This is a genomic window from Bradyrhizobium jicamae (assembly GCF_018130695.1).
Lineage (GTDB): Bacteria > Pseudomonadota > Alphaproteobacteria > Rhizobiales > Xanthobacteraceae > Bradyrhizobium > Bradyrhizobium jicamae_B.
The window spans coordinates 48,880-70,199 of sequence record NZ_JAFCJX010000008.1 but is presented as its reverse complement, the minus strand read 5'-3'; the positions used below and the strand labels follow the sequence as shown (position 1 = coordinate 70,199).

21 protein-coding genes and 1 pseudogene are annotated in these 21,320 nt (G+C 65.1%); 7 read left to right on the top strand and 15 right to left on the bottom strand.

The window, feature by feature from the left end; translation table 11 throughout:
* Positions 1–825, top strand: a complete 825-nt coding sequence (gene map, locus JQ604_RS13200) for a type I methionyl aminopeptidase (protein WP_212357840.1) — start codon at positions 1–3, stop codon at positions 823–825.
* 14 nt (positions 826–839) lie between these two features.
* Here map and JQ604_RS13195 read toward each other — a convergent pair whose 3' ends face one another.
* Positions 840–1,559: a DNA-3-methyladenine glycosylase I gene (locus tag JQ604_RS13195; protein ID WP_212357839.1), complete on the bottom strand. Its 720-nt coding sequence runs from the start codon at positions 1,557–1,559 to the stop codon at positions 840–842.
* A 152-nt stretch (positions 1,560–1,711) separates the two neighbouring features.
* Between JQ604_RS13195 and JQ604_RS13190 the strand changes: the two genes are divergently transcribed.
* Complete coding sequence (locus JQ604_RS13190; RefSeq protein WP_212357838.1) at positions 1,712–2,563, top strand: intradiol ring-cleavage dioxygenase; 852 nt, start codon at positions 1,712–1,714, stop codon at positions 2,561–2,563.
* 57 nt (positions 2,564–2,620) lie between these two features.
* Positions 2,621–3,334 (top strand): RadC family protein, encoded by a 714-nt coding sequence (gene radC / locus JQ604_RS13185; protein WP_212357837.1) that lies wholly within the window; start codon positions 2,621–2,623, stop codon positions 3,332–3,334.
* A 36-nt stretch (positions 3,335–3,370) separates the two neighbouring features.
* Here the strand turns inward: radC and JQ604_RS13180 are convergent, their stop codons facing one another.
* Entirely contained in the window at positions 3,371–4,333 is a 963-nt protein-coding gene (locus tag JQ604_RS13180; protein WP_249158239.1) for a hypothetical protein, read from the bottom strand.
* Between the two features lie 74 nt (positions 4,334–4,407).
* On the bottom strand, positions 4,408–4,713 hold the full coding sequence (locus tag JQ604_RS13175) for a hypothetical protein (RefSeq protein WP_212357836.1): 306 nt from the start codon (positions 4,711–4,713) through the stop codon (positions 4,408–4,410).
* 394 nt (positions 4,714–5,107) lie between these two features.
* Here JQ604_RS13175 and JQ604_RS13170 point away from each other — a divergent pair, with 394 nt between their 5' ends.
* A complete protein-coding gene (locus JQ604_RS13170; protein WP_212357835.1) occupies positions 5,108–5,827 on the top strand; it encodes a hypothetical protein in 720 nt (239 codons plus the stop codon).
* Between the two features lie 109 nt (positions 5,828–5,936).
* Here JQ604_RS13170 and JQ604_RS13165 read toward each other — a convergent pair whose 3' ends face one another.
* From JQ604_RS13165 to JQ604_RS13115, 11 genes and pseudogenes are all read right to left on the bottom strand, one after another.
* On the bottom strand, positions 5,937–6,311 hold the full coding sequence (locus JQ604_RS13165; RefSeq protein ID WP_212357834.1) for a hypothetical protein: 375 nt from the start codon (positions 6,309–6,311) through the stop codon (positions 5,937–5,939).
* Positions 6,312–6,397: 86 nt separating this feature from the next.
* The gene (locus tag JQ604_RS13160) at positions 6,398–8,056 is read right to left on the bottom strand and encodes a methyl-accepting chemotaxis protein (RefSeq protein WP_212357833.1); all 1,659 of its coding nucleotides are present in this window, start codon (positions 8,054–8,056) and stop codon (positions 6,398–6,400) included.
* Positions 8,057–8,084: 28 nt separating this feature from the next.
* Positions 8,085–8,405 (bottom strand): plastocyanin/azurin family copper-binding protein, encoded by a 321-nt coding sequence (locus JQ604_RS13155; RefSeq protein ID WP_212357832.1) that lies wholly within the window; start codon positions 8,403–8,405, stop codon positions 8,085–8,087.
* A 24-nt stretch (positions 8,406–8,429) separates the two neighbouring features.
* Positions 8,430–9,518, bottom strand: a complete 1,089-nt coding sequence (locus tag JQ604_RS13150) for a cytochrome-c peroxidase (protein WP_249158238.1) — start codon at positions 9,516–9,518, stop codon at positions 8,430–8,432.
* A gap of 181 nt (positions 9,519–9,699) precedes the next feature.
* A pseudogene (locus JQ604_RS13145) lies at positions 9,700–11,024 on the bottom strand (RNA polymerase sigma factor).
* Positions 11,005–11,400: a YciI family protein gene (locus JQ604_RS13140; protein ID WP_212357831.1), complete on the bottom strand. Its 396-nt coding sequence runs from the start codon at positions 11,398–11,400 to the stop codon at positions 11,005–11,007. Before JQ604_RS13140 ends, JQ604_RS13145 begins: the two are co-directional and overlap by 20 nt.
* Before the next feature lie 304 nt (positions 11,401–11,704).
* Positions 11,705–12,307 carry an AprI/Inh family metalloprotease inhibitor gene (locus JQ604_RS13135; RefSeq protein WP_212358018.1) on the bottom strand — a complete coding sequence of 201 codons (603 nt, stop codon included), beginning with the start codon at positions 12,305–12,307 and terminating at the stop codon, positions 11,705–11,707.
* Between the two features lie 92 nt (positions 12,308–12,399).
* A complete protein-coding gene (locus JQ604_RS13130) occupies positions 12,400–13,383 on the bottom strand; it encodes a 2-hydroxyacid dehydrogenase (protein WP_212357830.1) in 984 nt (327 codons plus the stop codon).
* Positions 13,383–14,171: an ABC transporter permease gene (locus JQ604_RS13125; protein ID WP_212357829.1), complete on the bottom strand. Its 789-nt coding sequence runs from the start codon at positions 14,169–14,171 to the stop codon at positions 13,383–13,385. Before JQ604_RS13125 ends, JQ604_RS13130 begins: the two co-directional genes overlap by 1 nt.
* On the bottom strand, positions 14,168–14,968 hold the full coding sequence (locus tag JQ604_RS13120) for an ABC transporter ATP-binding protein (RefSeq protein ID WP_212357828.1): 801 nt from the start codon (positions 14,966–14,968) through the stop codon (positions 14,168–14,170). Before JQ604_RS13120 ends, JQ604_RS13125 begins: the two co-directional genes overlap by 4 nt.
* A 210-nt stretch (positions 14,969–15,178) precedes the next feature.
* Complete coding sequence (locus JQ604_RS13115) at positions 15,179–16,195, bottom strand: ABC transporter substrate-binding protein (RefSeq protein ID WP_212357827.1); 1,017 nt, start codon at positions 16,193–16,195, stop codon at positions 15,179–15,181.
* A gap of 125 nt (positions 16,196–16,320) precedes the next feature.
* On the opposite strand from JQ604_RS13115, the gene JQ604_RS13110 reads away from it, so the two are divergent.
* From JQ604_RS13110 to JQ604_RS13100, 3 genes are all read left to right on the top strand, one after another.
* On the top strand, positions 16,321–17,136 hold the full coding sequence (locus JQ604_RS13110; protein WP_212357826.1) for a creatininase family protein: 816 nt from the start codon (positions 16,321–16,323) through the stop codon (positions 17,134–17,136).
* 288 nt (positions 17,137–17,424) lie between these two features.
* The gene (locus tag JQ604_RS13105; protein ID WP_212357825.1) at positions 17,425–17,685 is read left to right on the top strand and encodes a hypothetical protein; all 261 of its coding nucleotides are present in this window, start codon (positions 17,425–17,427) and stop codon (positions 17,683–17,685) included.
* A gap of 390 nt (positions 17,686–18,075) precedes the next feature.
* On the top strand, positions 18,076–20,064 hold the full coding sequence (locus tag JQ604_RS13100) for a carbohydrate porin (RefSeq protein ID WP_212357824.1): 1,989 nt from the start codon (positions 18,076–18,078) through the stop codon (positions 20,062–20,064).
* 112 nt (positions 20,065–20,176) lie between these two features.
* On the opposite strand, the gene JQ604_RS13095 is transcribed toward JQ604_RS13100, so the two are convergent.
* Positions 20,177–21,310, bottom strand: coding sequence for a sulfotransferase domain-containing protein (locus JQ604_RS13095; protein WP_212357823.1), 1,134 nt, complete (start codon positions 21,308–21,310; stop codon positions 20,177–20,179).
* Between the last annotated feature and the right edge of the window lie 10 nt (positions 21,311–21,320).

The following is a 21,320-nucleotide window of genomic DNA, read 5'->3' as shown; positions in this document are numbered from 1 at the left end:
ATGAGCTATATCGAAGCCAACGACACCTCGCTGCGCAAGACCGGCCAGATCAAGCTGCACGGCCAGAGCGGCTTTGCCGGCATGCGCAAGGCGGGCGCGCTGGTCTCGAAATGCCTCGATGAGCTGACCGACCTGATCAAGCCGGGCATCCCGACCTCGGTCATCGACGAGTTCGTCCGCAACTTCGCCTTCAAGAACGGCGCCTATCCGGCGACGCTGATGTATCGCGGCTATCGCTACTCGACCTGCACCTCGATCAATCACGTGGTCTGCCACGGCATGCCGGGCGACCGTCCGCTGAAGGAAGGCGACATCGTCAACATCGACGTCACTTTCATCGTCGACGGCTGGTACGGCGACTCCAGCCGGATGTATGCGATCGGCCCGATCGCGCGCAAAGCCGAACGGCTGATCGAAGTGACCTATGAGTCGATGATGCGCGGCATCGCCGCGGTGAAGCCCGGCGCCACCACCGGCGACATCGGCCACGCCATCCAGAGCTATGTCGAGCCGCAGGGCATGAGCGTGGTGCGCGATTTCTGCGGCCACGGCCTCGGCCGCCTGTTCCACGACGAGCCGAACATCATCCATATCGGCCGTCCCGGCGAGGGCGTGCCGCTGAAGCCCGGCATGTTCTTCACCATCGAGCCGATGATCAATCTCGGCAAGCCGCATGTGAAGATCCTGTCCGACGGCTGGACCGCGGTCACCCGCGACCGCTCGCTGTCGGCGCAGTTCGAGCACTCGGTCGGCGTCACCGCCGACGGCGTCGAGATCTTTACGCTGTCGGAGCGCCATGGCGAGAAGCCGTGGGTGCAGGTCTGACGACGAGCGTTTGATCAATCATCCCCCCGCATCCGTCGCGTGATCTCCGCCGGCTCGTAATTCTCCCCGATCGACATCGCGCAGATCCGCGAGATGTGGGTGTAGGGCAAGCCGCTCTCCTCGGCCCAGGCGTTGAACTGCGCCTGCACTTTTGCCAGATCGCGCTTCGACTTCACCTCCTCGGCGATATCGAGACCGGCATCGCGCAGGCAGGCGACGACGTCGCGCGAGGTGACAAAGCCGTCCCAGCCGAGGAAGCGCAGCAGCATCTGCCCGGTGTTGCCGCCGAGCCGGCTGCCGCGCTTGACCAGCAGCTCGAGCAGGCCGATCTCGTCCGAGGCGGGCCATGCTGCCAGCATCTTGCCGAAGCTGCCGTGCTCGCGCGCGATCTCCTGGATGAAGCGGGCATTGTCGCGCACCGACATGATCTTGGCGCCGTTGCGCACGATGCGCGTGTCGCTGGTCAGCTTCTCCCAGAACTCGTCCGGCTTGAACGAGAGCTTTGCAGGCGCAAAGCCGCCGAAGGCCGCTTCAAAGCCATCCCACTTGGCGTCGATCACGCTCCAGGCAAAGCCGGCGCAGAACACGCGCCGGGTCATCTCGGCGAGCGCGCGGTCGTCGCCGAGTTTTGCCAATGCTTTGGGGCTTTCGAGCTTCGGGAGCAATTTCTCCAGCGCCTTCGGCCCGCCCTTGCGCTTCTCGGCGCGGGCGCGGATCACTTTGAACGAAGTCACGTGGACGCCTTTCGTAATACCGTCGGTTGAGCCGGAACAAAGGCTAGCTGGCGGCGCGCGGCAGCGCAAACCTGCCACATCCGGAAACCCGTTGGTCCTGATATCGCCATGCTGGTCATGGAATGAGACCGTCCATCGACAGGAGTGACACATTGGACCGTTCGACGCGCCGCAGTTTTCTCGGCCTGATCTCGGCAAGCGCAGCCGCGCTGATGCCGGCGCGGGCCGCGCAGGCTGCGGCCGAGAGCCGGGCCGCGGCTGCTGATGATGCCTGCATCCTGACGCCGCAGGCGGAGGAAGGTCCGTTCTACGCCGATCCAAAGCTGGTCCGCGCCGACGTCACCGACGGCAGGGCCGGCGTGCCCCTGACGTTGCGGCTGCGCGTCATCGAGGCCGGCCCCTGCACACCCATCGCGGGCGCGCGGGTCGACATCTGGCATTGCGATGCGCAGGGGCTCTATTCGGCGTATCCGGGCCAGGGCGACGGACACAACATCGATGCGTCCCACGATTCGTTCCTGCGCGGGACGCAGACCACCGACACCAGCGGCTGGGTCGCATTCAACACCATCTATCCCGGCTGGTACGACGGCCGCGCCACCCACATCCACTTCAAGGTGTTCCTCGACGCGCGCAATGTGCTGACCGGGCAGACCTTCCTGCCGGACGCGCTGAACGAGTTCATCTACGCCAGCGTGCCCGACTATACCGGCCGCGCACGGACCCGCACCACGCTCAACGCCAACGACCACGTCGTTGCGGTCTCCGATCCCGATCGCCGCTCGTTCTGCGCGGTGAAGGAGGAACGGGATCGCTATGTGGCGACGCTGACGCTCGGCGTCGACCGTCGCGCCGAGATTGTCGCCGACGCCCGGCGCGGGCCGCCACCAGGCCTGCCACCTGGACCACCTCCCGACATGACCTTCGGCGGCCCGCCGCCCCGCGGCCACCAGATCAAGGACCGGCTGGCCGCGCTGATTCCGGGCTTGAAGCGCGCGCCATAGCGGCGCGGCGACCATCGACACTTGCAAAACCTGCCGGGCACGGCATGGTTGCAGGTGATGGGCACCAAAACCACCGACAGCACGGATGACGCCGACGAGACGCCGCATTATCACGGCCATCGCGAGCGGCTGCGCGAGCGCTTCCATGCCGCGGGGCCGGAAGCGCTGAGCGACTACGAACTGCTGGAGATGGCACTGTTCGCCGCGATCCCGCGCCGCGACACCAAGCCATTGGCAAAGGCGCTGCTGAAAAAATTCGGCTCGTTTGCCGAAGTGGTGCATGCGCCGGTGGCGCGGCTGCGCGAGGTCGACGGCATCAAGGACGCCTCGATCACCCAGCTCAAGCTGCTGGCGGCCGCCGCCGGCCGGATCGCCAAGGGCGAGATCAAGCGCAGCGTCGCGCTGTCGTCATGGAACGACGTGATCGACTATTGCCGCTCCGGTATGGCGTTCGCCGACAAGGAGCAGTTTCGCCTGCTGTTCCTCGACAAGCGCAACCAGCTGATCGCCGACGAGGTGCAGCAGACCGGCACCGTCGACCACACGCCCGTCTATCCGCGCGAGGTGATCAAGCGCGCGCTGGAATTGTCGGCGACCGCGCTGATCCTGGTGCACAACCATCCGAGCGGCGACCCGACGCCGTCGCAGGCCGACATCCAGATGACAAAGGCGATCGTCGACATCGCAAAACCGCTCGGCATCTCCGTGCACGACCACATCATCGTCGGCAAGAACGGGCATGCGAGCCTGAAGGGGATGCGATTGATTTGAGGCTGCGGTGTCGCTCCCGATCTCGCCCCGACGGGCTCACCGCACCACTTGCCAGCCCCGCGGGGTCCAGCGCAGCACGGCGTCGGAGAGCGGCTTGGGCGAGCGTGACATGACGTTCCTGGCGATCGTCCGCAGCGCATCGATGGCCGCAGCGGAATCCTCGCTTGAATAAAGCAAGGCGTCGGCTGCCGGCACGGCCACGAGCAGCACGCCACCCTGGGCTTGCGCCAGTGGCGCCCAGCTATCGACGAGCGCGAGCCGGCTGGTCTGATAGAAGTCGCCGCCGAGGCTGCCGAAGCGCCCGGGTGCGGCCGGCTTCGCAACCTCCATCAGAGGCTTCACGGCGCGGCGGAGATTGGCAATGCCGACGTCGAACACCTGAGCCGGTGAGAGCCCCAGTTTGTCGCGATTCTCGCCGTTGAGCATTCGCACCGTGCGCGGCGAATCCAGCACGGGCACAATGACCAGCCCTTCGACGAGCGGCTTCGTCGGGACGGCTGCCTTCGGCCCAAGTTCGGCTGAAGCCTTCTGCATGAAGTCGGCGGTTCGAATGACGACGCGAATGGCGTCCCTGGTCGGCAGATCGTCCTTGTTGCGCGCGGCCTCGGCGGTGCCCCTGATATAGACCCCGATCTCCCCGGAACAGCCGGCCGCATTGGCCTTGCAGAACGCATGAACGCGATCGAGATTGGCCTGGAGGGGCCCGATCGACAGTGTCAGGGGGCCCTTGATGACGACCGGCAGGTTTTGGACTTCCTTGCGCATTCGTTCGGCGACGAAGGCGGTGAATCCCGTCTCGTCCATGGGAATTTGCTGCGCGCCTGCCGGCACGGCCGCAAGCAGTTGAACGGCAGCACCGGCAAGAGCCAACCACCGCAGCTTTCGACCCAAACCATTCATGCGCGGGAAAATCCTGTGCCGCAACGTTCTCGATCGCCGCGGAGCGCGCGGACGCTGGAAGGTGCAGCGATATCTTACACGATCATCGCAAAAAAACATCGAGCGGCGCGTTTCGAACGCCGCTCGACATGAACATCAGAAGCCAGGCCGTGCAGCGTGCCGCTGCGTCCTGCTCAGTAGCAGTAGCGCGGGTCGGCGCGCAGCCAGGCGCCGTCGCGGCGCTGGACGTAGCAGCCGTCGCGATAGGCGTAGTAGCCGTTGCGGCGGCGTTCGCCTTCGGCGGCAACGGCAGCACCGGTGCCCGCACCGAGCACGGCGCCGATCGCGGCACCACGGCCACCGCCAAGCGCGCCGCCGACGATCGCACCGGCCGCGCCACCGAAAATGGCGCCGCCGAGCGCGTCCTGGGCGGACGCCTCATGCACCGGCACTGCCACGGCGAGCGCCAGCAACGCTGCAAGTCCTAAACGTCGAAACATTTCCAAAGGTCTCCTGTGTGGCCGTCCCGCCGGCTCCTTAGCCAGCGTCAACGGAGGTCAATGACTTCATCCGCCGTTCAAAAACGCAATGACAACCGTCATCGCGCATCAAGCCGTTGTCTGAGCATGATCTTTTCGGAAAACCGCTTCGCACTTTTCCGGATCATGCTCCCGCTCAAGAATCAGTCCCCGGGACCGCCTTGACGGCACATCGAGAGCAAAATCGAGCGGCGGAAGCAAGCCAGATATTGTGGGTGAAATCATGGCCCGGCGCGGGGGTTCCGGCGCGAGTGGCGGCAAGGCCCGTCCCACTCCCCGATCCCTACGCTTGAACCTGCCCGCCCGCCGGACTACCTAATACCGGCGCGATGGTCGCGCTTCGGAATACTACATCATGCGATCGTGGTTCATCGGTCTCGTCTTCGGCATGCTGCTGTGCGCCACGGGCGCGCACGCCTATGACCCGCTCGATCCCGCCAATTGCAACGGCGCCGACGGCAATGACGATCACGCTCTGATCGTGGCAAGGGTGACTGCCACCCCGCGCGTCAATTTCGTCAAGAGTCCCTTTGACGACGACTTCAAAGCCACACAGTGCCCGGCCGCGACCGAGGCCTGCCGCAATTCAACCTATCTGGTCACCGGCGACCTCGTGCTCACCGGACGTGTCAGGGGCGAATTTATTTGCGTCACCTACCAGTCGCCGACGGCGAAGAAGCACATCTGGACCTCGGGCTGGCTGCCGAGCAACGCGCTGACGCCGGTCGCGCCGATGCCTCAGCCGCAACTGACCGACTGGATCGGCTCGTGGGATCAGCAGCAGGGCGAAATCACGATCAAGCGCGGCGCCGGCGGCAAGCTGCACATCGAAGGCTTGATGGCGGTGGTGGGCGCAAACGACGTGCGCTCCGCCGTGATCAAGGCCGATGTCGCAGTGACGTCCGGCAGCGACACCGTCGCCTTCGTCGACGACGGCAGCATCCCCTTCGAGAAGCGCAATGAAGGCGAATGCTGGGTGCGGCTGCAGCGCATCGGCCCGCTGCTCAAGGTCGAGGACAACAGCGCCTGCGGCGGCAGCGTGACGTTTACGGGATTCTTTCACAGGAAGAAGTAAGCGGCGCTGTTGCCGCGGCGGCGGTGCACCTTCTCCCCTTGTGGAAGAGGGTGCGGTGCACCTCCCGTGCCGCAGCTCTGATTTTCAGTTTTTCCCGATCACGCTACCACTACGGCTTCACCCAGCGCTGCACCGCATCCGCAGTGTCGGCCGGATTGGCGTTGAAGCAAATGCTGGCATCGGGCGCCAACCGATGCACGAGATTGAGAATCTTCTCGAACAGCAGCAGATGCTCCGCCGGCTCGCGCAGGCCGGCGCCGATCACGATGCAGTCGTAGCGCTTCGACATCAGTGCGGCCGCCGTCACCTGCTCGGCAGTGTCGCCGATGTCGGTGAAGCAGGAGTCGGCCTCATAGCCGAGTGTGCGCAAGCGCTCGATCTGGCTATCGAGGTAGTGACGGACCAGCGCCGGGGTCAGCTGCAGGAACGCGGTGAAGTCGACGAAGGCGGGGTCGAGGCCGATTGCCAACACGGATTTTGCCATCGCGCCTGCTCCTGATCCGACCGGGGATCAGGAAGCATGCGCGGGCTTTGAGTCGAAACCGCGATGATTGGTTGCTTCAGCGCGTGCTAAGCCGCGACGTTCGTCAGGAACCGATCGACCGAGGCGCGCAGCTGCTGGGCCTGCGCCGACAGATCATGCGCCGTGGAAAGCACGAGACCGGCGGAGCGGTTGGTGTTCTCGGTGGCCTCGGCGGTTCCTGCGATGCTGCGGGCGACGATCGCGGTTCCCGCGGCGGCCTGGCCGATGCTGGTCGAGATTTCAATCGCGGCTTCGTTCTGCTGGCTGACAGCGGAGGCGATGGTCGCGGTGAAGCTGTCGATATCGCCCATGATGGAGGCGATGGCGCCGACATTGTCGACGGCCTGACGGGTCGCCGACTGCACCTCGGCGATCTGCGAGGAAATCTCTTCGGTCGCTTTCGCAGTCTGGGTCGCCAGCGCCTTCACCTCGGAGGCAACGACGGCAAAGCCGCGGCCGGCCTCGCCGGCGCGCGCCGCCTCGATGGTGGCGTTGAGCGCGAGCAGATTGGTCTGGCCGGCGATGGTTCTGATAAAGCCGACGACCTGGTCGATCTGCTTGGTCGCATTGGCGAGCACGCCGATCGTGTCGTTGGCGGTCGTCGCCATACCGGAGGCGCGCTGCACGATCGCACTGGCGTCATGCACCTTGGACTTGATCGACTGCACGGACTCGCCGAGCGCGCTGGCGGCGCTGGCGACCGTCTGTACGTTGGACGAGGTCTGGTCGGCGGTCGAGGCCGCCTCGGTCGACTGCTTGCCGGCGACCTGTGCGATCGAGGAGAGCGTCTGGGCGGTCGATGTGAGCTCGCCGGTCATGCGGTCGGTGTTGCTCAGCACATCGGCAAAGGCCGAGCGGAACGCCTCGATCTCGGCCTCGATGCGCTGGCGGCGGCTGACCTGCACGGCGTGGGTCTGGTCCTTGGCGGTACTGAGCGCGAGATCGTCATCGGCGCGCGCCTTCAGGCTCGCCTGCATCACCGCGAGCGATTTCAGGAGGCGGCCGAGCTCGTCGCGGCGGCGCAGCTTGATGTCGTCGGTGTAATTGCCGGCGGCGACGCGCTCGGCGACGTGCATGGCGGCGAAGATCGGCCGGCTCAGCGAATAGGCGAAGGCCGCGGCAATCAGGAGGCCGATCACGATGGTCCCGATCGCGATGCCGAGCATCGTGGTGTGGGCCTCTGCCACCGTGGCCTCGGCCTCGGTGCGGAAGTCGAAGCCGTAGGCCGCCACCATTTCGACGAGATCGTCGACGGCAGCGATGGTCTCGGAGCCGAGCTGCGACACGACGAAGGTGGTCGGGATCTCGGTCAGGCCGCCGGCTTGCGGTTTGAGGATCTTCAGGCCCGCGGTCGACCAGTCTCTTAGCTTGGTCTCGACCTTCTCGCGCGCCGCGCTGACGCTCGGGCTGCGGACGCGGTCGCGCACGACGACGAGGTCTTCGGAGATGGTCTTGATCAGCTTCTCGAACTTCGCAACCGAGTCGGCGGACGTTCCTTCGCTGAGGCTGCGCTGCATGATCAATCGCGCCTCGTTGAGCGCGGCATGGGCCGAGCGGGCGTGGTTGATGCCCATCAGCGGTCCGTCATAGAGGCGCACCACGAGATCGCCGGAGTTCGAGATGCTGCGGATGCCGTAGAAGGCAAGGCCGCAGGCCAGCGCGATCACGACACTGAACGCACAGAAGATCTTGTAGCGGATCGACATCGCAAACCTCCGGCGCTGCCGCGAGCAATTAGTCGGTGACCTTGACCATCATCTTCATGCGCGGGTGGATCGCGCAGATCACCTGCACGTCGCCGGCTTCCTTGAAGCTGACGTCGGTCGAGGTGCCCGGAGGCTGGGAGCCGAGGTTGAACTCGTTGCCCTTGGACGCCGACATGATGTTGTGCGGGACGGTGTCGTCGTTGAGGAAGGTCAGCGCCTGCCCCTTCTTGACGGTCGCGGCCTCCAACGAGAACACGCGGCCCTGCTGATGGATCACTTCGGTGGCGGCGAAGGCGCCGACCGAAAGACCTGCGAGAATGACTGACGTGAAAAGAGCAAGCTTGCGCATCGGTGTATATCCAGACAATTGACGTTAGCGGGGAAGGACGGGCACGGCGGTCGGGCTGAGATCGCTGCTCAGGGTTTTCAGGAAGGTGACCAGGTCGGTCTTCTCCTGGGCGGTGAGGCCGAGCGGCTTCATCAGGTCGGAGCGGCTCGGGCGATCGACGCCGGCATGGTCGTAATGCTCGACGACGTCTTCCAGCGTGGCGAGCGAGCCGTCATGCATGAATGGGCTGCGGCGGCTGATCTCGCGCAGGCCGGGCGTCTTGAAGGCGTGCTGCATCTTGATCACGCCGGGCATGAACTCGCCGCGGCCGATATCCTTGCTGGGCAGGCCGATGTCCTGAAAGCCGTCATTGGTGAAATTCCAGCCTTCATGGCAGGCCGCGCATTGCGCCTTGCCGTTGAACAGCGCGAAGCCGCGCTTGGCCTCTTCCGGAATTGCCTTCTCATTGCCCTCGATCCAGGCGTCGAACGGCGCGCGCTCGGAGACCACCGTGCGCTCGTAGGTCGCGATCGCCGCGGCAAGCGTCTTCGGCTTGATGCCCTCGCCCGGAAACGCGGCGTCGAACAGCGGCTTGTATTCGCCAATCGCGTTGAGGCGCGCGACCAGTTGATCGAGCGGCATGTTCATCTCGCCGGCGGCCTGGATCGGGCCGAGCGCCTGCTCTTCCAGGGTGGCGAGCCGGCCGTCCCACATGAAGATCGCGCCCCAGGCGGCATTGACAATGGTCGGCGAATGGCGGTCGAGCTTGGCCATGCCGTGACCGACGCCAACCGCGAGGCCGTCGCCCCAGCCAAAGCCCGGGCTGTGGCAGCTGGCGCAGGACTGCGCCATCGACACCGACAGCCGCGTGTCGAAGTAAAGCTTCTTGCCGAGCGCCGCCTTCTCCGGCGTGTAGGTATTGTCCTTCGGGAATGGAATCGCGAGCGGGCGGCGATACTGCGCCTTCAGCGCGTCGACGCCGCTCGCCGGCTTCTGGCCGAGGTCGATCTTGCGTGTCTCGCCGACGACGGCCGCACCGTTGACGATGCCGGTGAAGCCAAACATGCCGAGGCTGGTCGTGGCAGCAACGGCAGCCGCAAGCACAAAGGATCTTTTGATAATGAATTCGGACATGCCCCATCCCCGAACGGTGGAGACCTCCGCACCGCGCAGAACCGGCATGATGAATCCGTGCCGACTGGAGATGAACCTAGGACTGAAAGCTTAATCAAAATGTCGCGGCGGTATCCGGGAAATTACCGAGTTTTCCCTGGGTATTAGCAACGATTGAGCGAGTGCGATTCATCGCAACAATCTAGCGTGGCGCGGGCTGCTGTTGACCTGCCGCGGAGGCACGGCGCAACAGCAGATCGCGTTCGCGCGTGTTGCCGGCGAGCGCAGCGGCAGCTTCGAACGCGGCACGCGCCTCGTCGAAGCGGCCGAGCTTATGCAGGAGGTCGCCGCGCACGCTCGGCAGCAGGTGATAGGTGGCGAGCATCGGCTCATGCGCGAGGCGCTCGACGATGGCAAGTCCCGCCTCCGGTCCTCGGCCATGGCGATCGCAACCGCACGGTTGAGCTCGATGATGGGCGAGTGCACGAGCGCAGCGAGATCGCCGTAAAGCGTGGCGATGCACCGCCAGTCGGTGACGTCAGGCGTCGCGGCCTCGGCATGGACCGCGACGATCGCGGCCTGCAGCGCATAGAAGCCGCCGCCACCGCCGAGTTCGCGGGCGCGCGCCAGCGCCAGTTGCCCGCGGCGGATCTGCAGGCGGTCCCACCTGTTGCGGTTCTGGTCCAACAACAGGATCGGATCGCCGTTGGCATCGGTGCGCGCCGCCATGCGCGAGGCGTTGAGCTCCATCAACGCCAGCAAACCGTGCGCCTCCGGCTCGCGCGGCGCGATTGCAGTCAGCACACGGCCCAGGCGCAGCGCGTCGTGGCAGAGCTGCGGCCGCAGCCATTCGTCGCCGCTGGCCGCAGTATAGCCCTCGTTGAAGATGAGGTAGACGACCTCCAGCACCGAGGCGAGCCGCTCCGACAATTCCTCGCCGCGCGGCGTCTCATAGGCGAGACCCGACTCCGACAACGTCCGCTTGGCGCGCACGATGCGCTGGGAGATCGTCGCCTCCGACTGCAGGAAGGCGCGCGCGATCTCTTCGGTGGTGAGGCCGCAGATCATCCGCAGCGCCAGCGCGGCGCGGGCCTCGCGCGACAGACGCGGATGGCAGGCGGTGAAGATCAGCCGCAGCAGCTCATCGCCGATATCGTCGTCGAGCGCGGAATCGAGATCGGGCATCGCCTGTTGCTCCCGCGCCATGTCCTGCGCGATGACGTCATGCTTGCGCGCCAGCATGCGGCCCCGGCGCAGATGATCGAGCGCCCGCCGCTTGGCGGTCGCCATCAGCCAGCCGCCGGGCTTGTCGGGCACGCCGCTGACGGGCCAGTGCTCGAGCGCTGCGACCAGCGTTTCCTGGGTCAGATCCTCGGCGAGCGGCACATCGCGCAGCATCCGCGACAGGCTGGTGATCAGCCGCGGCTGCTCGATGCGCCACACCGCGAGGATGGTGCGCTGGAGGCCGGCGGTGTCAGCCGCCGACCTCGTGGCGTCAAAACCCGTTTCAGGCGCTGACGCGGGCATCGACCTGGCAGGCACCATCCTCGCCCATGGTGGCGAAGGCGCGGACCTCGCAGGTGCCCTCCCAGCCCGGCATGTGGTCCTTGTGGAGCTGCATGAACTCGACGGCGGCGGCGACCGCCTCTTCCTTGGTGCGATGCTCGATGATCGCATAGCCGCCGATTACCTCCTTGGCCTCGACGAAGGGTCCGTCGATCACGGCGAGCTTGCCGTCGGTGATGCGGACCTGGGCGCCGGTGACGAGCGGCATCAAGCCGCCATTGTCGATCATGCGCCCGGCCTTGAGTTCCCGGTCGGCGAGCTTGCCCATCGCGTCCATCAGCGCCGGCGTCGGCGGCCGCGGGGGCTGCGAGGAGGTGACGATATACATGAAGCGCATCGGAGAACTCCCATTGGGGCGAGTTGCGGCGGGATTGCCGCAAGATCGGCTCGCTATGGGGAACGACGATCCGGGGGACGCCGGTTCGACATGGGTGAGGGAGATTATTTTGGGCTGGAACCACGCTGCAACCGCGACGGCGGCGGAGTCCCCTCGCCCCGTTCTTACGGGGAGAGGGTTAGGGTGAGGGGCTGTCTCCACATGTCAGGTGAGAGAGAAATTCGTGGAGACTCCCCCTCACCCGGAACGCATCTGGCGATGCGTTCCGGCCTCTCCCCGCACGCGGGGAGAGGCGAAGAGGAACCTACTGCCCGCGAAGCATGATCAGGGGGTCGGCGCTGTCGGGGACGCGGCGCCATTGCGCGTTGTCGTCGGCCTCGAAAGCCCAGGTCTCGCCCTTGGCCGACATCAAGAGCATCTGGCCGTGGTCGAGCCGCCACAGGCTCGGATTGAAGGCGGCGATGGCGGGATCGCATTTGCCCTTCACGAAGACCTGGAAATTGTCGCTGCCGGCGTCGGTGTTGGTCAGCACCAGCGAACAGATCGCCTGGCCGTTGCCGCGCACCATCGACCAGTCGCCGATCATCTGGTCCATCGATTTGGCGAGCGAGCGGGCAGCGGCGAGGTTCTGCAGGATGTAGACGCCCTCATTGGTGCGCAGCCCCTCGAAGATGCCGCTCTCGACCTCGGTGAAGTCGATCACGGATTCGCCATTGGCGCTCTGCAGCCGCACGATGTCGCCGAGGCCCTTGATGCTCCAGGCCGTGATCTCCTTGGTGAAAGGCAGCGCGGCGGCGCAGGCGGGCTCCAGCTCAAGCTTGAAGCCGCCGGCGGCGGCATCGCCCTTCAGGGTGACGACACAGGTCTTGCTGCGCTCGGTGGTCGCGAGCTCCCACTGCCCGATCATGTCCTTTTTCAAGGTCGATGCATCCTGCGCGCGGGCCGGAGCGAGGCCGGCCAGCAGCAGGATGAGGACAGTGATGAGCCCGCGCGCCGACATCAGCGGCTTGTCACCGGGGTTTCCGCCACCGGCGTCAGCGGCGGCTTGCCGGCGAACCAGGTCTTGATGTTGTCGACCACGAGCTGGTCCATCGCGTTGCGTGTCACCACCGAGGCCGAGCCGATATGCGGCAGCAGCACGACGTTCTGCATCGCCTTCAACTCGTCAGGCACGTTCGGCTCGGCGGCGAACACGTCGAGGCCGGCGGCGAGAATCGTGCCCGACTTCAGCGCGGCGATCAGCGCCGGCTCGTCGACGACGGAGCCGCGCGCGACGTTGATCAGCACGCCGCGCGGACCGAGCGCCTTCAGCACCTCGGCATTGATCATCTTGTTGGTCGAGGCGCCGCCCGGCACGATCACGACCAGCGTTTCGACCGCCTTCGCCATCTCGATCAGATCGGGATAGTGCTTGTAGGTGACGCCCTGCGCCGGGTTGCGCGAATGATAGGACACCGGCACGTGCGAGGCTTCGAGCCGGCGGCCGATCGCCTGGCCGATCCGGCCCATGCCGACGATGCCGACCTTGCGGTCGCGCAGCGAGCCGACGCTGAGCGGATAGTTCTGGGTCTGCCACAGCCCCGAGCGCAGGTAGCGATCGGCCTTGATGAACTCGCGCAAGGTCGAGATCAGCAAGCCCATCGCGACGTCGGCGACCTCCTCGGTCAACACGTCGGGCGTGTTGGTGACAACGATGTTGTGATCGCGCGCGTAGTGGGAATCGATGTGGTCGTAGCCGACGCCGAAGCTGCCGACGATCTCGAGCTTCGGAAACATCGCCATCGCGGTCTTGTCGGTCGACATGGTGTGATAGGTCACCGCGATCGCGCGGATCTTTGCGAGAACGTCGGGCGTCAGCCGCTCGAGATCGCCACGGCTTTCGGCGCGATGCACCACATATTGATCGGAGAAGCCGTTCTCGAGGATTGGCCGGATCGGTCCATAAATCAGCAGATCGATCTTTTCGGAAGAAATCGAGGACATCAGCTTTCCTTTCCAAGCGCACTTTCGTGCCAGCGTCGTAACAAGAGGTGGGAAATTAGCGCCAGCGACCCATAGATGACAATCCCGGCCAGCGACAGGAGGAGCAGCGCTGCGAACATACGTGGGATCAGCAGGCGATAGCCGGATTCAGCGATGCGGAAGGCAAGGCCGGAGCCCGCGCCGGCGCTGCCCGCGGCGATCTCGGCCACCACGGCGCCGATCAGGGACAGGCCGCCGGCGATGCGCAATCCGCCGAGCATATAGGGCAGCGCCGCCGGCAATTTCAGGAACAGCAGGGTCTGCACGCTCGACGCGCCATAGAGCTGGAACAGACCGGTAAGATTGCGGTCGACCGAGTTCAGCCCAAGCGTGGTGTTCGACAGCACCGGGAAGAAGGCGACGATCCAGGCGCAGACGATCACGGCCGTTTGCTGCTGCAGATAGATCAGCAGCAGCGGCGCGATCGCAATCACCGGCGTCACCTGCAGGACCACGGCATAGGGAAACAGCGAATATTCCAGCCATTTCGACTGATTGAACAATAGCGCCAGCGCGACACCGCCCACGGCAGCCGCAATAAATCCTTCGAGCGTCGTGAGCAGCGTCACGCCGAGCGATTGTGACAGCACGCCCCAGTCTGACACCAGCGTCTTCAAGACCAAAATCGGACCCGGCAGCACATAGGGCTGAATATCGTTGACCCGAACGATAAATTCCCAGAGCGCAAGCCCCGCGGCGAACACCACGACGGGAAGCACAAAGCGGGCGAGGCGTTGCGGCGACATCATGCGCTCGCCTGCCCGGCATAGGACGGCGCCAGCGCGCAGGAGACCTCGCGGCAATAGGCGGCATATTCGGCCGAGGTGCGGAACGCCTCACTGCGCGGCTCGGCTGAGGTGATGCGAAACTCGGCGCCGATGCGGCCGGGCCGCGCTGTCATGACGATGACACGTTCGGACAGATAGACCGACTCGAACACCGAATGGGTCACGAAGATCACCGTCTTGTTGAGGTCGCGCCACAGCGTCAGCAGATCGTTGTTGAGACGAAAGCGCGTGATCTCGTCCAGCGCAGCGAACGGCTCGTCCATCAGCAGGATATCGGGATCGGTGACCAGCGCGCGCGCCAGCGACACCCGCATCTTCATGCCGCCGGACAGCTCGCGCGGATAGGCATTCGCGAAATCGGACAGGCCGACCTGATCAAGCGCATCGTGGATGCGGCCCTCGGCATCACTGGGCGGCGCGTGCGCGAGCTTCAGCGGTAGCCGCACATTGTCGTACACGGTGGCCCACGGCATCAGGGTCGGCTCCTGGAACACGAAGCCGATCGGATGGCTGCCGCGGCGGGCGGCACCGTGATGGGAGACGTCGACGCTGCCCGAGGTCGGCGCGGCCAACCCCGCGATCAACCGCAGCGCGGTGGATTTGCCGCAGCCGGATGGGCCGAGCAGCGAGATGAATTCGCCGCGGCCGACATCGAGATGAAGGGGCCCGAGCGCCGTCACGCCGCTGTCATAGATCTTGGTGACCGCGCGGAGACGGACGGCGAGGTTGGTGGTGTTGGCTGCAGCGTTCGCTAGCATTGGTAGCCAGACTTTGCAGGAAGTCGCGCCGCAAACGACACCTCTCCCCTCCGGGGAGAGGTCGGCGCGCAGCGCCGGGTGAGGGGGCGCAGGTCCCACGAGAGACCGATACCCCTCACCCGGATCGCATCGGGCGATGCGATCCGACCTCTCCCACAGGGGGAGAGGTGGAGCACCGATGCCGCGGCTGATTGCATCACGTCTCGCAGCTCACTTCTTCCTGAGCTCGACGCCGACGCCCTTGTTGACGAAGCGCAGCGTGTAGCCCTGGCGATAGTCGATGGTGCCCTTGACCACGCCGGCGCGGACCATCTTGTCGAAGAAGCTGGCCATGCGCTCATCGGTCATCGCGCCGATGCCGTTCTTGAGGGAGTCGCCGGAATCGACAATGCCATATTCCTTCATCTTGGTGACGGAATAGGCCAGCAGTTCATCGGTCATCTCAGGGTTCATCTTCTTGATCATGGCATTGCCGGCCGAATTGTCGCCGTAGATGTAGTTGTACCAGCCGATCACGGAGGCATCGACGAAGCGCTGCACCAGGTCGGGCTTCTTGTCGACGATCTCGCGGCGCGTCTCGATCAGGGTCGAATAGGTGCTGTAGCCGTGATCGGCGAGCAGGATCACGTTCGGCTTGAAGCCGGCCGCCTTCTCCACCGCATAGGGCTCTGACGTCACATAGCCTTGCATCGCGCTCTGCTTGTTGACGATGAAGGGCTGCGAATTGAACGTGTAGGGTTTTACCTTGTTCTCGTCGAAGCCGTATTCGGATTTCAGCCACTGGAAGTAGGAGGTGACACCCTCCTTGGAGATCAGCAGCGTCAGCGGCTTCAGATCCTCGATCTTGCTGATCTTGACCTCGGGGTGGGTCAGGAACACCTGCGGGTCCTTCTGGAACATCGCGGCGACCGCGACCAGCGGCACGTTGTTGGTGACGGCGTCAAACGTCTGCAGCGAATTGGCGCTCATGAAGAAGTCGATCTTGCCGGCGATCAGCAGCGTGCGGTTGTTCGTGTTCGGGCCGCCCGGCACGATCTCGACGTCGAGGCCGTATTTCTTGTAGGTGCCGTCGGCGGCCGCCTGGAAGAAGCCGCCATGCTCGGCCTCCGCCACCCAATTGGTCCCGAACGAGACCTTGTCCAGGGTCTGCGCGCGCACCGGGGTCAGGGCCGCGAGAACGGCAACGAGGCTGACGGTTAACGCTCGCGGCAAAAAGGCCTGATACATGGTTGGACTCCGTCGATTGATCTGGCCCATGATGGCGGGATAAGGGGCGTGGGCACCCCCGGGACGCGGTCCCGGAATGCCGGACAAACTACCTCGCAAATCCCTCGAATGAAACGTCTCGCGTGATGACTTCGCCACTTCCGCCCCGCGACTGGACCGAGATCCGCTGGCCCGAGGTCGGCGCCGGCGGGACCTCGCGCTGGATCGCCGTGCTGCCGCTGGCCGCGACCGAGCAGCACGGGCCGCATTTGCCGCTGGGAACCGACGTCATGATCGGCGAGGCCTATCTCGCGCGGGTCCGCGAGCTGCTGCCGGCGACGATCCCCGCGACCTTCTTACCCGTGCAGCCGGTCGGGATCTCGACCGAGCATATCGATTTTCCGGGCACGCAGACGCTGCCGATGGAGGTCGCGCTGAGGGACTGGATGGCGCTCGGCGAAAGCGTCGCGCGCGCGGGCATCAGGAAGCTCGTGATGGTGACGAGTCATGGCGGCAACTCTGCTGCTATGATGCTGGTGGCGCAGGAGCTGCGCGCGCACCACGGCATGGTCGCGGTAACGACGAGCTGGTCGCGCTTTGGCGTGCCGGATGGATTGTTCGGCGCGGAAGAACTCCGACACGGCATTCATGGCGGCGCGGTGGAGACTTCGATCATGCTGGCGAAATATCCGCACAGCGTGCGTATCGATGCGATCGCGAATTTCACGCCCGCGAGCATCGCGCTCGAGAAAAAATATCGCTGGCTGTCGACGCAGCGCCCGGCGCCATTCGCCTGGCAGGCGCAGGACCTGCATCCGAGCGGCGCGGTCGGCGATGCGACGCAGGCGAGCGCTGAAAAAGGCGAACGCCTGATCGATCACGGCGCGCGCGCGTTCTGCGAATTGCTGGCGGATGTCGATGCGTTCGATCCGGACATCTTTCTGCGCAAACCGCAGGGTTAACGAACTACGTCACAAGCCCCTCATGGTGAGGAGCGCGTAGCGCGTCTCCGGACGATGCTTCGCATCGCCGGGCGAACCATGAGGCCCCGTCTGCGGCCTGCATCCCTCGAGACGCCCGCTTCGCGGTCTCCTCAGGATGAGGGTTGAGGGCTCACGCGCTTGTGTTTCCGACGAAACAATTCACGAAACCATATTTCCAGCTTCGACATCGAACCGATTTCGCAAAGCCTCCGTCCAACTCGCATGCGGACCACAATGGCCGCCCTCGAAGCAAGGATGGAGTTTTTCATGTCGATCAAGACCAAGTTTGCCGCCGTCGCTTTCGCCGCCCTCACCGTGGCCGGCACCATGGCGACCACCTCGTCTGCTCAGGCCAAGCCGATCGGCTGGGGCTGGGGTGTTGGAGCCGGCCTCGTCGGCGCCGCCATCGTCGGCAGCGCGATCGCCGCCAACAACGGCTACTACTACGACGACTATCGCCGCTGCGGCTGGGTTCGCCAGTACGACGCCTACGGCAACTACATCGGCCGCGTCCGCACCTGCTACTGATCGACTGAACGTCTGACGGCTTGTGGATCCTGTGTTCGACACGGGTCCTCATCCACCCCGTGTCGCACCCGACCCGCCCGGTCGTCCCCCCGGGCGGGTCAACCTTTTGGGCCCGCCCCCTTCGCCGCCCCTTCGCCGGGTGACCCTCGCCCCTGTTGCAAAACTGTCATCGCCGGATGCGATTCAGCAGGTATCAGCTCACTCTTAGTTGCTACTGCGAATTACTTGCAATAAAGGTTGACGAAAGCTGGTGAGTATCCGGTCCGGGCTCGGGTCTGGAATTTGTCGGGGGCGACGGATGATGACTTCATTTCGGTGGTGGCGGGATGCTGCCAAATCTGTCGTGATGCCGCGCGAAACCCTGTCCCTCGCGCCTGATAGCATCGCGTCATGAGCCGTTTTTACCGATCTCACCTTCTGGCCGGCGTCGCCCTGGGCGCGATTGCCCTTGGCGGAGCGGCGCATGCGGCTGACGCCGCGCTGCCGGTGAAGGCGCCCTATCTGAAAACCGTGTACGACTGGACCGGCTTCTATGTCGGCGCCCATGCCGGCTATAGCCGCGGCACGTCGACCGCGACGCTGATCGATCCCGCGGTGACCACCACGAACAACAATTTCAGCGGCATGATCGGCGGCCTGCAGGCCGGCTACAATTGGCGGACCAATTCCGGCCTGCTGCTCGGCGTCGAAAGCGACATTACGTTCCCGAACTATCTCACCTCGAACTCGGTGATGTCGCTGATCGCGACGCCGCGCTCGCTGGCGAACGAGCAGTGGGACTACTTGGGCACCGTGCGCGGCCGCATCGGCTATGCGAGCGGGCCGTGGCTCGCCTATGCGACCGGCGGCTTCGCCTATATGGGCCAGCGCTTCGTCAATGCGCCCACAATCGGCGACGAGGAAAAGGACATCCATGTCCGCTTCGGCTGGGCCGCCGGTGCCGGCCTCGAATACGCCATTGCGCCAAACTGGACGGCGCGCGCGGAATATCTCTACAGCCATTTCGACCGCGCCGGCGTCATCCTGCCGTCGGGCACGCAATACTCCTCCAACCCCGATCTGCAGATGGTCCGCCTCGGGTTGAACCGCAAGATCGACCTGACCGGGGCCAGCGGCGTCACGCCGATGGCGGCGATTGCCAATCCTGAATCCGATCGCTGGGAGATCCACGGCCAGACCACCTATCTGCCGCAGGGCTACCCCTCGTTCCGTGCGCCCTACACAGGGACGAACAGCTTGACGCCGGCGCCGCAGGCACAGGCGACCTGGAGCAGCAGCCTGTTCCTCAATGCGCGCCTCTGGGACGGCGGCGAGGTCTATTACAATCCCGAGCTGCTGCAGGGTTTTGGCCTGAACGACACGGTCGGTCTGGCCGGCTTTTCGAGCGGCGAGGCGCAGAAGTCCAACTTCCCCTATCCGCATTACAACACCTCGCGGCTGTTCGTGCGCCAGACCTTCGGCTTCGGCGGCGAGCAGGAGGAATTGGCCAGCGGGCCCACCCAGCTCGGCGGCAAGGTCGACGTCAACCGGTTGACCATCCAGGCCGGCAAATTCGCGGTCATGGACGTGTTCGACGGCAACGCCTACGCCAAGGACACCCGCAAGGACTTCATCAACTGGTCGATGTGGGCGCCGGGCGCGTTCGACTATTCCGCCGACAAGGTCGGCTTGAGCTATGGCGTCACCGCCGAGCTCAATCAGAAGCAATGGGCGCTGCGCGGCGGCTATTTCCTGATGCAATCGGTGTCGAATTCCAACAGCTTCGACACCAATGTGTTCGAGCGCGGCACCTATGTGCTCGAACTCGAGACGCGCTACTCCCTGTTCTCGCTGCCCGGCAAGCTGCGCACCATCGCCTGGCTGAACAGCGCCTTCTCCGGCAGCTATCGCGAGACGCTAGACAATCCCGCGCTCAATCTCGACATCTCGCTGACCCGCACCGGCCGCATCAAATACGGCTACGTCGTCAACCTCGAGCAGGCGCTGACCGACGACATCGGCCTGTTCGGCCGCTGGAGCTGGAACGACGGCAAGACCGAGATCATGGCCTTCACCGACATCGATGCCTCGCTGTCGATGGGCACCTCGATCAAAGGCACCAAATGGGGCCGGCCCGACGACACGATCGGCATCGGCGGCGCGATCAATTCGCTGTCGAAGGACCATCGCGATTTCATCGCCGCCGGCGGGCTCGGTGTCCTGATCGGCGACGGCGCGCTGAACTATCGCCAGGAGCGCATCCTCGAGGCCTACTACGCCTATTCCCTGAACAAGTATTTCACGCTGACCGCCGACTATCAGTTCGTCACCAACCCCGCCTACAACGCCGACCGCGGCCCGGTGCATATTTTCTCAGGGCGCTTGCACGGGGAGTTTTAGCAGGCGGCCCCGTAGCCCGGATGGAGCGCAGCGCAATCCGGGGCCGCTTCATCCGCGGATGGACCTTCCCGGATTGCGCTTCGCTCCATCCGGGCTACGAGGTCACCACAAATCACACCCGCCGCATCGTTTCGATGCCCAGTCCGAGCGGACGTGTGTCGGGGCTGAGGCCGAGCTGTGCGGGCGAGACCGGATCGGAGATCTCGAACTCCAGCGTGACGATTCCATCCGTGCTGACGGCATCTGCCGGAATGGTGATCCCCTGCACGCCGCACCAATTCTCCACGCTGCAGGTCCAGGATGCAACCGTCCCGCCGGCCGCGCGACACACGATCTCAATCTTGCGCGCGCCCTCGACGAAGCTGCGATAGAAGAGCGCGATCTCGATCGGCGCGGCCTGATCGCGGCCGACCGCGAGCTGTAGCGCGGCACGACGGTCGATTGACCAGGCGCCCCACGCTTCCGGCTCGCCCCAGCCATGGCCGAGCGCGGGACGACCGTTGCCGCCGGCGGCAAACGACAGGGTTTCACCTGCCGCCAAACGCGCGCCGGCGAATTCCTCGGCCGCCGGCTCGGCGTCGCGATAACCGAGCGCGCGCATGGTGTCGCCGTGGCGGCGCCAGAACGACACGTGCAAATCAGCCGGCATGTCCTCATGCCATGCACCGGTGCGTCCCTTGCGGAAGAATTGCGGCCCGATCTTCTGCAGCTCGGCAAAGCTCGGCAGCTGCGTCACGCCAGTCTCCGGCGCCGTGATGCCGATTGCAGTCATCGCGCGCCGCAGCTCCTCCATCGGATGCGCGATGAGATCGTCGAACCGCACCACCACGGTCGGCGTGTGCCGGGCCATCCAGGCGCGGACATTGCCGCTCCAGCCGCCATAGGAGCCGGTGGTCTCGATCAGATTGCGCAGCAGGTCGAGATAGGCGCCGCGGTCGGCGGCGAGCCTGGGATCGAGCGCAAAGTGCGCGTAGGACGCCACGGCGTCGCGGCCGTCGCGCACCAGATAGATCGCGGGATAGTCCTCGGTCGGCAGATCGTGCGTCTTCACGATGTGCAGGCGGTCGTCGCGGTGCATGTCCGCGATCGTCCGATCGAGCCTGGCATTGCCGATGATGTGCTCATATTCGGGCCGGTCGGCATCCGGCTCGTGCAGGTCGTAGGTGGCGATGCCGTAGACCTGCCGCAGCAGCACGCGGAAGAAGGTGTTTCCGGATCGAGGGTAGGACGCAAGCCAGATCAGCATGATCTTCGTC